Raw genomic sequence first — 10,856 nt, forward strand, 5'->3', positions numbered from 1 at the left:
GAGTCAGTTTTCGAGGCCGGGTCACCGCCGCCGCAGCTGTCGCAGCACCGAGAAGCGGTTGACCCACAGCTGGACGGCGCTGGCGGCGGCGAAGGCACCGAGCGCGAGGCTGGTCCACAGCACGGGGTCGACGGCCGACACGAGCGGAACGCCGAGGAGCGCGGCGAGCACGACGAGCAGCGACCCCACCGCGAGCGCGCGGTACAGCTCGGACCACGTCGCGCCGCCGGGCGCGAGGATTTCCGTGTACAGGCGCACGTCACGCGCGCGTCGAGAGGGTTCGATGGTCTGCGAGTCGCGGTCGTACGTTATGACGCCCGCGTCCGCCAGCTTCGGCAGGTGCGACTGAACGAGCGACGTGTACACGCTCTCGCGGCAGCGCTTCGGCGGCGGGCTCTCCCCGGTCTCGTGACGGGCGACGAGCGTCGACAGCTCGTTGACGGAGACCGTCCCGCCGACGGAGTTGAGCTGTTCGATCGCGCGCCGCCGACGCTCGTTGGCGAGGATGGCGTACACCTGTTCGGCCGGAAGCACGTCGTTTCGGAGTTTCATAGAGTGGCCCCTGGGCGGCCGCGACCGGCGACGCCCGAGTTCTGCCCCTACTGCGTCAAGACGGGGTATATGTATGGGCACGTTACCCGGGAAGAGCGCCGAACGAGTGGCGAAAGTACGGGACTCCTGTCGGATTCGACCCGTCGAGTACGGTCTCCGTGCCGCGTTCTGAGGCGGCGGTACGGGCCTCTTACCGGCGAAACCGACCGAAGTAGGAACACCGGACCGCCCATCGAACGCGACCGTTGACCGGTTCTGTGAGACGTTCTATCGCGTGGATTCGGCCGTTCGACGGTGACGTGGGAGCGCGTAACTAGGTCGGTATCGCTCGGAGGGGAGAGTAACCGATTCGGTCAGCCCATCGCGGACGGGGAGCGGGTCGGGGGAGAAAGCATGAGCCAAGACACAAACGACACGATCGGACTCTCGCGGCGAAAGGTCCTCGCCGGCCTCGGCGCGGTCGGCGTCGCGTCCGCGGGCGCGGGACTCGGTACCACGGCGTACTTCAACGACACCGAGACGTTCGAGGGCAACACGCTCACCGCCGGGCAGTTCGACCTCCTGCTCGACTGGCAACAGACGTACACGGGCCCGAACGGGCTCGAACAGATCAACGCGTACCCGGACTCCAACGGTGACAGCGAGCAGGACATCATTCCGGACTTCGGCGGGTACCTCGCGGACTGGGTCGTCGACAACGGGGAGTACGACCTCCGCGCGGCCACGGACGCGTACAAGGACGAGTACTTCGCGGACCTGCCGGACGACTTCGCGGGCCCGCTGATCGAGCTCGACGACGTCAAGCCCGGCGACCACGGCGAGGTGACGTTCAGCGCGCACCTGTTCGACAATCCCGGCTACCTCAGGGTCGGCGGCGACCTGATCGAGGACAAGGAGAACGGTCAGTCCGAACCTGAGGCGGAGGTCGACGAGACTACGGGAGAAGACGAGGGCGAGCTCGCCGAGTCCATCGACGTGAAGTTCTGGTACGACGACGGCGACAACGCCTTCGAGGGGCTGATGGGCGACCACGACACCGTCATCGTCTTCGACCGCTCGTACTCGATGGTCGAGACTGACCCGTCGCTCCGAAACACGAACGACCAGTACAACCCCCAGAAGCTCCAGGACGCCGTCGACGGGGCCATCAGCCTCGTGGACCAGCTGGAGGCCGCGAACGCGAACCTCTCGGGATCGGATGCGATCAACATCTCCGTTGTCACGTTCGGTAACGACGCACAGGAGGAAGTGTCGTTAGGCACCGACTACGCGGCCGCTCGCAGCTTCCTCGAGACTCTTCCGGACAGCCCGAACTTCGACGAGAATTCCTCCGAGCGCGAAGGGACGCAGTTGGCCGAGGGGATCGAAGCCGCGCACGGCGTCCTCGAGGCCGGCGATTCAGAGGGTAAGTGTATGGTCGTCCTCGGCGACGGCGTTCCGTCGGGCGGACAGAGCGGTAGAGAGGCGGCAGAGACAGCCGCAGACGACGCCAAGGCGGACGGCGCGACGATCTACACCGTCCAATACGACCTCATTCCGGCCGTCGACGCCAACAACGCGTCCGAGATCACCGCGGCACGGGACCTGTTCGAATACATGGCCTCCGACGCGAACGGCACCGCGGGCCCGCGCGAGAAGCTCAGCTTCGGCACCGTCCCGAACAACGTGGCCGGCGCGTTCCAGCACATCGCCCTCCACAAGGCGGGCGAGGTCTGCCTGTTCGAGGGGAAGCTCAGCGACTTCCTCGACTCCGACGGGCTGCTGCTCGACGCCGAGCCGCTCTTGACGCTCGAGGAGTCGGACGCCGCGGGCCAGGGCGGGATCGACGACACGGACGAGACCCGACCAACGGTCGGCTGCCCCGACGTGAACGCGACGCCGTTCAGCGCGTGCTCCACGTACTACTTCGGCTTCGAGTGGTCGATCGACCCCGAGGAGGTGGGTAACGAGATCCAGACCGATTCGATCGTGTTCGATATCGGCTTCGGCGCCGAGCAGGCCCGCCACAACGAGAACCCGTTCGGTGTCTGTGAGAGCGGACCGCCGGTTGTCGACGAGTAGCCGAATAGCCCACTGAACGACCTCCGGACGAGCCTCGCTCGTCTACCCGGTTCGGCGCCCTCGGGCGGCCGACACGGCGGTTCGCGACCGCCGCCGGGAGTTCCCAATAAGGGATACACAACCATGAACGACGACACAATCGGACTCTCGCGGCGCAAGATGCTGGTCGGACTCGGCGCGGTCGGCGTCGCCTCCGCAGGCGCGGGCCTCGGCACCACGGCGTACTTCAACGACACGGAGACGTTCGAGAACAACACGCTCACTGCGGGCGAACTCAACCTCATCGTCGACTGGGCCACCTACGTCGACCAGGGGAGCTACGGTTCGAGCGCGACCTCGGGTGTGATGGACGGTAACACGGAGAGCTACGACTTCAGCGTTGGCGACGTGAAGCCCGGCGACAGCGGGACGTTGGCGTTCTGTCCGAAGATCGTCGACAACCCCGGATACCTCTGGATCGGGAGCGAGAACGGCGTCACGGACTACGAGAACGGCCAGCCCGAGCCCGAGATGGCGCCGGTCGACAATTCTACGGGCGGGAACATCGGCGGTCCGAACGACGGAGCGGGAGCGGGTGAGCTGAGCGAAAACATCCAAGTCACCGTCTCGTACGCGACCGGCATCGACGTCGATTCCGAGACCGGCGAGATCACCTGTATCGACGAGACGGTCCTCAATAACCCCTCGGACTACACCTTTGCCGACCTCGCCGCGGAGCTCGAGGCGGGCTTCCTGATCGATCCGATCCGGGACGCGAACGTGGACCCGTACCCCCCGTCCGAGGACGCGAGCGAGCAGGCCGGCCCCTGCCTCTGCATCCACTGGGAGGTCCCGACCGAGGTCGGCAACTGGATCCAGACCGACGCCCTCGAGATGGACTTCGGGTTCGTCGCCATGCAGGCGCGGCACAACGGCGACGCCGGGAACAGCACCGCCAACCCGTTCAACAACAGCAGCCCCTCGTAGTACAGTCAGTCAACTACCGGTCCGGACAGCCTCCGGAATCCATCGGCCCACGCTGGCGCGCACGACGGTTCGATTCCGTCGGTGGGTCCTCCTTCCCGGGAAGGTGACACGACATCATGAAAGACGACACAATCGGACTCTCGCGGCGCAAGATCCTCGGTGGCCTCGGCGCCGTCGGCCTCGCCTCCGCGGGTGCCGGCTTGGGTACGACCGCGTACTTCAACGACGCGGAGACGTTCGAGAACAACACGCTCACTGCGGGCGCTCTCGACCTCAAGGTCGACTGGGAGGAACACTACTCCTTCCCGCAGTACTACGGTTTCTCGAACCCAACAGACGGGCTGACGGTAAGGCGGTCGATGCCGGAAGAGGACGACACGACACCGTACACGCCACTTCCGGACCCGGCGAACCCGCTCGTCTGGGTCGCGACGGCGGACCTCGACGCGTACATGGACAACACCGCGATCGAGTCGTACCCTGACACGAATGGCGACGGGAGTCAGGACCCGTTCGACGCTACCACGAACGACGTCGCAGTCGGCGATGTCTGTACCGATGGGGCGGACCTCTCGGCGGACCTCGACCCGACGGCGGCCGGTGCGCTGCGGACGGACAACGCGGACACGTACAGTGACGGGTCGGCGCTCCCACTCGTCAATCTCCAGGACGTCAAGCCGGGAGACTTCGGTGAACTCACGCTGAGCTTCCACCTCTGTGACAATCCCGGCTACGTGTGGTTCCAAGGCCAGCCCACCACGGCTGCGGAAGGCGGACACACGGAGCCCGAAGCGAGCGACGCTGACGAGTCCGGGGCAGCGGACGAGTCGTACGATGTCGCTGCCGGCGACACGGTTTCGGACATCCTCGGCTCTGACGTGGAACTGCTGAGCGAGATTCAGACCGTCCTGTGGTATGACGACGGCGACAACGTCCTCGGCAGCGGCGGGGAGACCAGTTCCGGAAAAGTCGACATCGCGTTCCTACACGACCGGTCCGGGAGCATGGGAAACGAGGCGACGTTCCTCGAGAACAACATCGGGGACGTCGCAACCCAACTCGACACCTCGAACCTCGATGCGGCGTTTGGACTGATCGCATACGAGGACAACGGTGACGGCGATTCGACCCCGACCATCGTAACGACTGACATCACGACGGATTCCAGTCAGCTGGATTTCAACTTCAGTATCGAAGGCGGGACCGAGAACGCTTCGGAAGCGATCGAGTTCGCGCTGGACAACTTGACGTGGCGACAGGGTGCGAAGAAGATTCTCGTCGTCATCACCGATGAGGACGACGACGGGTCAGCCGCGGAACGTACCAGCGCACTCAACCGTATCGACAACGAGAACGCTTGCTTGCTCGCGGTTTCGCCAAATACCACGGGAGCGGACGAACTCAAGACGATGTCGGAGCAAGTCCAGTGTGGTGACTGGATCAATATCACCGACGGGCTCTCTACCCAGATCCTCAATGACCTCGTTGGCTTCATCACCACGGTCGGCGGCGAGGAAGTCATCTTTCGCGGCTCGTTGCTGGACACGCTGACGAGTCTTAGCTCGGGCAACGGGATTCCGCTCGACGGTGACGAATCGACCCCCTTCGACGAGATCAACGATCCGGAGACCAGCAGCGCCCGGGAATGCTACCAGCCGCTCACGACGAACTACATCGGGTTCGCGTGGTGGCTTCCGCCGTCGGTTGACAACGAGGTCCAATCCGATTCCATCGGCTTCGACCTCGGATTCTACACCGAGCAGTGCCGGCACAACGACGGCGACGGCCCCGAGCAGACGGCCTGATCGACCGGATCGCCCCGATCAGTCGAGCAGACGGGGCGAGTCGGCGCGGCTGTCAAACCGGACGATTGCGGGCGGGTACGGCGCCCGTACCGCCGGGTACGATGTCTGTACCGGACCGGGTAGGTCGCGCATACATACGAGCTCGGTGACGGTAAAGAGCGGTGAGACGAGGGAGCGTATCGACGACACGGCCGTTCGGAGCCGCGACGACACACAATGACACAGAAAGAATCGGGACTCACGCGGCGGGAGGCACTCGCGGGCGCCGGAGCCGTCGGCTTCGCGACCCTCGGGGCCGCCTCCGGACGGCGGACGGGGACGGACAACTGGGACGAGTACACGGACTACACGTACGCCCAGACGGACACAGCGCTGAATCTGCTCGTCGGGTGGCGGCGCACGGAGAACGGGAGTGTCGTCGATTCGAGCCCGGTGGGTTCGGTCGACGACGTCGAGACGGCCGGGATCCGGCTCGTCGACGTCGACAACGCGCTGCCGCACGATTACGGGACCGCGAGCGTCGGCCTCCGACTCGAAGACCCCGAGGACACCGCCCGCGTGTGGCTGCGGATCGATCCCGACCTTGACGGCCTCGACGACGCGAGCGTCGCGCTCGCGGAGCGCATCACGCTCACGGTCCGGCAGGACACCGGGATCTTCGGAATCGGCAGCTGCGGCGGCGCCGAGGGGGAGTTCGCGAGCGCCGGCGAACTGATCGCCGACGAGACGCTCGCGGACATCGCCGGGTTCGCGCTCGCCGACGGCGTCGAACTGCGTCCGGGACTCCTCGGCGACGGCTGTCTCGGGCCAGGCGAGCAGCGCTGCCTGACCTTCGAGTGGCAGTTCGACGGCGAGGGAGGCAACGCCGGACAGGGCGGCGCGGTCGACTTCCTCGTGGAGTTCGGCGTGGTCGACTGCGACGACGAGGGGAACCCCTTCGAGCGGAACGTCCCGACGGGCGGCGACGCCGCCGGAGGGAGCGCATGACCCCCGGAAGCGACGGCGGGCGGCGACCGGGCGGACTGAGCCGCCGCCGGCTGTTGGCCGGCATCGGCGGCGTCGGCGCCGTCGGAATGGCGAGCGGGCTCGGCACGGGCGCGTACCTCTCGGACCGCGAGACGTTCCCGAATAACGTCTTCGGCGCCGGCGAGGTCGGGCTGACGGTCGACGGCGACCTCACGGACGGGACCGTCACCGTCGGTCCGTTCGCGGTCGACCGAACGGCGTTCGACGACCGGCCCAAGCCCAAGGGGTTCGAGGTCGGCGCGTCGGCGAACCCCGTCCGGGTGTGGCTCGCGACGGAGTGCTCCGACGGTGACCCTCTCGGCGAGGCCCTCGAGGTCGAGGTCGTCGTCGACGACGGCGACTCGCGCGAGTCGTTGACGGACGGCTACCGGCCTCTCGCGGAGGTCGAGCGCCTACTCGCGACCGGAGTGCGGATCGACGACGGCTGCCTTGAGGCCGGTCCGGACGGGGGTTCGATCGCCGTCGAGGTCGCCCCGTACCTCCCGGCGGACTCACCCGACGTCAGCGGGAAGGCAACGGGTCTGACGTTCCGGTTGTACGCCGAGCAGTGCCGTCACGTGTCGGAAGAGCGGGCGAGCGCGCCGGGGGCGAACCCCTTCGCCGATGACGGCTGTGAGCAGACGTGCGTCCCCTGCGAGGACGAGAACGACGTCAAGGTCGGCTCGCTCACGCTCCAGTACCTTGGCGACGACCCGGCGACCGTGGTCGTCGTCGCCACCAGCGGCGGTGCTGAGGGTGTCGGAAACGGTGGCACGATCGTGTTCAACGGCGAAGTGGCGCCGAACGGGACCTTCGTGGTCAACGGGGCGAATGCCGGGACGAACACCCCAGGCTGGATCGGTCCGAACATCTACGTCGACGACGGCGGGAGCGACGACGGGAGCGAGGGTAACGAGAACGGCGGCGGCAACGGGAACGGCGGCGGCAACGGAAACGGCGGCAGCGGCGGCGGAAAGAAGCCCGCGGGCGTCAAGATCCATACGAGCTGCTCGGAGTCGCTCCGGGTCGGCGACGTCTACGGCGGGCTGTACGAGATCGTCGCGGCCGCGACCACCGACGACGAGCCGCTGTGCGGCACGGGGGCGAAATGATGACAACCATACTCACATCACCACGGACGAAACGCGCGGCGAACGTACTCGGGATCGTCCTGCTGATCGCGCTCGTCGCGCCGTTCGCGGCCTTCGCGGCCCCCGAGGTCGTGGGCGCCGACGAGAGCTTCGTCGTGCTGACGGCGAGCATGACGCCCGCCATCGCGCCGGGCGACGTGGTGATCGTCGCCGAGCGCGACCCGACCGCGATCGCGGAGGGCGACGTGATCACGTTCGTCCGCGGCACGAGCGACATCCCGGTGACACACCGCGTGATCGGCGTGGTCGGCGAGGGTTCGACCCTCGCGTTCGAGACGATGGGCGACGCCAACGAGGGCCCCGATCCGGGGCTCGTCCCCGCCGGGAGCCTCGTCGGCGTCGTGACGCTGACGATCCCGTACATCGGGTACGTGATCCAGTTCGCGGGCACGCAGTTCGGGTTCGTCGCGCTGGTGCTGCTCCCCTTCGGTCTGCTCGCAGTCACGGAGATCTGGTCGATCGTCCGCGACCGCGACGAGACGGGAGCGGGAGCTTCGGATGAGGCGGGAGCTTCGGCTGAAGCGGGACCTTCAGGTGAAGCGAGAGCCCTAGGTGCGGCCACCTCGACCGCCGTCGCTTCCGACCCGGAGTCGACGACCGAGGAGACCGCCCCGAGCGGTTCGGGAGGGATCTCGGTCGACGCCGTCGGCGGGGCGGCGGCGGTGCTCGCAGCGTTCGCCCCGTACGCGGCGTACGTCGCGTTCGAACTGCGCACCGCCGCCGCGATCGCGGTGGCGGTCGCGACCGCGACGCTCCTGCTCGGCGCGCTCGCGGCGTGGGTGCCGGCGAGCGGCGTGCTCGATCGGAGCGAGCCGAGCGCGGCGTCTGCGGGCGACGCGTCGGCGCCCCCGGCGGCCGCCGACGGCGGTGTCTCGGAGAGCGACGCGGCCGCCGACGAGGTCGACCGGAGCGAGGAGCCGGCCGCGTCCCCCGACGACGAGCGTGCGGAGCCGGACGAGGCCGGTCGCCGCGCCGAACCGGAGCGCCGCGCGTCCGCGACGCCACCGACGGGGCCGGACGACGTCGGAGAGGTGGACTGATGGCGGCGAACCGCGGACTGGTCGCGCTCGTCGCGCTGGCCGTGTTGGTGTGGAGCGTCGCGTTCGCCGGCGGAGCCACGGTCGCGGTCCTCTCGGCGAGCGCGGACGTGACGACGACGTTCGAGACGCCGGAGGAGCTGCGGGAATTAAACGAGTCGGCCGACGCCGGCGGTCTCGCCGCGGCCCTGAGCAACGGAACGGCGGGCGCCGGCGGAGACGAAGGCACGCCGGTGCCGAGCGCCGTCGGACCGCAGGGGAACGTTTCGGTTCCGAACGACGGCAACGTCTCGGCGCCGGCGGGCGACGACGGCAACGTCTCGAACCCGGGTGCCGGTAGAGCGACTCCCGGAGCGAGCCCGCCGGCAAACGAGACGGGCGCGTCCGGCAACGCGTCGAACCCGCCTGCGACTCCCGGAGCGACGGGCGAGACCCCGTCCGACCCGGTGGTCGAGAACGCGTCGTCGCCGGGACCGTCGCCGACTGCCGGTGACGGTGCGAGCGAAGCGTCGACGAACGGGTCCGCGAGCGGAGGGGGCTCGACCGGCTCGGCGGCTCCGACGGCTGGAGCTGACGATGCGGCCGACGACGACGATGTAACGAACGGCGAGAACGACGGCGGCGACGGCGCGACCGGTGACGGCGACGTGACCGGTGACGGTGATGCGACCGACGACAGTGACGCGACCGACGACGACGGCGCCACCGAAGACGACGGCGCCACCGAAGACGACGGCGCCACCGACGGCGATCGGGCGTCCGCGTCGGACCGCCCGGACAGCGAGCCGTGAGCGTGACCGCGCCGATCCGGTCGGGTCAGCGCGAGGACGGCTCCGGGAGGCGACCGTGTCGGTTTCGCTCGCCCCTCGGGACCAAGATCACCGTGCTGCTGCTCTTCGTCGTGCTGTTTCTGTGGGTGTTCGTCGCCGGTCTGATCCGCGGGCTCGGGTGAGTCCGCCGCAGCCCTCGAACGCGGGGCGTTCCCGGATCGCGGGGGCGTCCCCCGGAGTTATCACCCGGACCGGCGTAGCCCGAGACGACAGATGGCCGCCGTCGACGCCTACGCGTTCGTGTTCGTCGCGGGACTGATCACGGCGCTGGCGACCGGGATCGGCGCCCTCCCGTTCTTCTTCTTCGAGACGATCAGCGACCGCGGGAACGTGGCGCTGTGGGGGTTCGCGTCGGGGATCATGCTCTCGGCGTCGCTGTTCGGCCTCGTGCAAGAGGGGCTCGCGGAGGGGACGCCGGTCGAGATCGGCGTCGGGATGCTCGCGGGGGTCGCGCTCGTGGTCGTCGCCCACGACGTGCTGTTGGACGCCGAGGTCGACCCGCGGGAGTACGCGGAGGCGGATTTCAAGAAGCTGATCTTGATCCTCGGCGTGCTGACGGTCCACAGCTTCCCGGAGGGGATCGCGGTCGGCGTCTCCTTCGCGGACCTCGGGCTGGCGGGCGGGACGACGCTGTTCGGCTTCACGGTCCCCCTCCTCGCCGTGTTCATGACCGTCGCCATCTCGATCCACAACGTCCCCGAGGGGACCGCGATCTCGATCCCGCTGCGGTCGATGGGCGTCTCGAAGTGGAAGATGGTGTGGTGGTCGGTGTTCTCCAGCCTCCCGCAGCCGATCGGGGCCGTGATCGCCTTCGCGTTCGTGCGGTACGCGCGGGCGTTCCTCCCGTACGGCTTCGGCTTCGCGGCGGGCGCGATGATCTACCTCGTGCTCACGGAGTTCGTCCCCGAGGCGCTCGAAACGGGCGAAGACCTCCCGCGCGGCGGCAAGCCCGTCCTCGTTGGCGGGATCGCGCTCGGCGTCGCGCTGATGATCCCGCTCGCCTATTTATAATGGACGGGCGGTGCGGTGGCGCGTGCCTGCGAGCGACCGGAGCGAAGCGGAGGCCGCGAAGCAGCACGCGCGAGGGAGTCGCTGGCTCCCGGAGCGAAGCGAAGGGTGCCAGCGACAGGGCGAGAGCGAAGCTCTCGCTTGAAACCGGACGTAGTCCGGTGACGAGGCTGGGGAGGCGTGAGGTGCGGTCGCTGTGCGGTGGGCGGGACTCCGAAGGGGCAGTCGCGAGGTGGCCGGAGGCGACGTAAGCACCGCAGCGAGCAGCGCGAGCGAGGAGCGTGGTTCGAGAGAGCTTCGCTCTCTCGTCATCACGAGACGCCTTTAGTGATAGCCGAAAAATTTGTAATATTAGAGTGTAAGTACGAACTATGCCTGGACCGTCGAAAGATCACCTCGAACATCTGAGTGAAGAGGAACTCGATGAGGCGATCGATCAAG

10 protein-coding genes are annotated in these 10,856 nt (G+C 67.9%); 9 read left to right on the top strand and 1 reads right to left on the bottom strand.

Going from position 1 to position 10,856, the window contains the following annotated elements:
* Positions 1 to 21: 21 nt before the first annotated feature.
* Positions 22 to 552, bottom strand: coding sequence for a hypothetical protein (locus tag EXE46_RS09365; protein WP_137688134.1), 531 nt, complete (start codon positions 550 to 552; stop codon positions 22 to 24).
* 393 nt (positions 553 to 945) lie between these two features.
* On the opposite strand from EXE46_RS09365, the gene EXE46_RS09370 reads away from it, so the two are divergent.
* From EXE46_RS09370 to EXE46_RS09405, 9 genes are all read left to right on the top strand, one after another.
* A complete protein-coding gene (locus EXE46_RS09370) occupies positions 946 to 2,613 on the top strand; it encodes a VWA domain-containing protein (protein ID WP_137688135.1) in 1,668 nt (555 codons plus the stop codon).
* A gap of 123 nt (positions 2,614 to 2,736) precedes the next feature.
* Positions 2,737 to 3,579, top strand: a complete 843-nt coding sequence (locus EXE46_RS09375; RefSeq protein ID WP_137688136.1) for a SipW-dependent-type signal peptide-containing protein — start codon at positions 2,737 to 2,739, stop codon at positions 3,577 to 3,579.
* Positions 3,580 to 3,695: 116 nt separating this feature from the next.
* Complete coding sequence (locus EXE46_RS09380) at positions 3,696 to 5,384, top strand: VWA domain-containing protein (protein ID WP_137688137.1); 1,689 nt, start codon at positions 3,696 to 3,698, stop codon at positions 5,382 to 5,384.
* Between the two features lie 216 nt (positions 5,385 to 5,600).
* A complete protein-coding gene (locus tag EXE46_RS09385) occupies positions 5,601 to 6,371 on the top strand; it encodes a hypothetical protein (RefSeq protein ID WP_137688138.1) in 771 nt (256 codons plus the stop codon).
* The gene (locus tag EXE46_RS09390; RefSeq protein WP_137688139.1) at positions 6,368 to 7,501 is read left to right on the top strand and encodes a SipW-dependent-type signal peptide-containing protein; all 1,134 of its coding nucleotides are present in this window, start codon (positions 6,368 to 6,370) and stop codon (positions 7,499 to 7,501) included. Before EXE46_RS09385 ends, EXE46_RS09390 begins: the two co-directional genes overlap by 4 nt.
* A complete protein-coding gene (locus tag EXE46_RS09395) occupies positions 7,501 to 8,580 on the top strand; it encodes a signal peptidase I (protein WP_137688140.1) in 1,080 nt (359 codons plus the stop codon). The genes EXE46_RS09390 and EXE46_RS09395 overlap by 1 nt, the downstream gene beginning before the upstream one ends.
* Entirely contained in the window at positions 8,580 to 9,368 is a 789-nt protein-coding gene (locus EXE46_RS09400; RefSeq protein ID WP_137688141.1) for a hypothetical protein, read from the top strand. Before EXE46_RS09395 ends, EXE46_RS09400 begins: the two co-directional genes overlap by 1 nt.
* Positions 9,365 to 9,529, top strand: coding sequence for a hypothetical protein (locus EXE46_RS16840; RefSeq protein WP_158413941.1), 165 nt, complete (start codon positions 9,365 to 9,367; stop codon positions 9,527 to 9,529). The genes EXE46_RS09400 and EXE46_RS16840 overlap by 4 nt, the downstream gene beginning before the upstream one ends.
* 91 nt (positions 9,530 to 9,620) lie before the next feature.
* Positions 9,621 to 10,418 carry a ZIP family metal transporter gene (locus EXE46_RS09405; RefSeq protein WP_137688142.1) on the top strand — a complete coding sequence of 266 codons (798 nt, stop codon included), beginning with the start codon at positions 9,621 to 9,623 and terminating at the stop codon, positions 10,416 to 10,418.
* Positions 10,419 to 10,856 lie beyond the last annotated feature (438 nt).

The sequence above is a fragment of the Halorubrum sp. GN11_10-6_MGM genome, assembly GCF_005435165.1.
Taxonomy (GTDB): Archaea; Halobacteriota; Halobacteria; order Halobacteriales; family Haloferacaceae; genus Halorubrum.

Bases quoted from the DNA above. Each gene is read 5' to 3' on its own strand.
- EXE46_RS09365 (WP_137688134.1), bottom strand. From the start codon at position 552: ATGAAACTCCGAAACGACGTGCTTCCGGCCGAACAGGTGTACGCCATC.
- EXE46_RS09370 (WP_137688135.1), top strand. From the start codon at position 946: ATGAGCCAAGACACAAACGACACGATCGGACTCTCGCGGCGAAAGGTC.
- EXE46_RS09375 (WP_137688136.1), top strand. From the start codon at position 2,737: ATGAACGACGACACAATCGGACTCTCGCGGCGCAAGATGCTGGTCGGA.
- EXE46_RS09380 (WP_137688137.1), top strand. From the start codon at position 3,696: ATGAAAGACGACACAATCGGACTCTCGCGGCGCAAGATCCTCGGTGGC.
- EXE46_RS09385 (WP_137688138.1), top strand. From the start codon at position 5,601: ATGACACAGAAAGAATCGGGACTCACGCGGCGGGAGGCACTCGCGGGC.
- EXE46_RS09390 (WP_137688139.1), top strand. From the start codon at position 6,368: ATGACCCCCGGAAGCGACGGCGGGCGGCGACCGGGCGGACTGAGCCGC.
- EXE46_RS09395 (WP_137688140.1), top strand. From the start codon at position 7,501: ATGACAACCATACTCACATCACCACGGACGAAACGCGCGGCGAACGTA.
- EXE46_RS09400 (WP_137688141.1), top strand. From the start codon at position 8,580: ATGGCGGCGAACCGCGGACTGGTCGCGCTCGTCGCGCTGGCCGTGTTG.
- EXE46_RS09405 (WP_137688142.1), top strand. From the start codon at position 9,621: ATGGCCGCCGTCGACGCCTACGCGTTCGTGTTCGTCGCGGGACTGATC.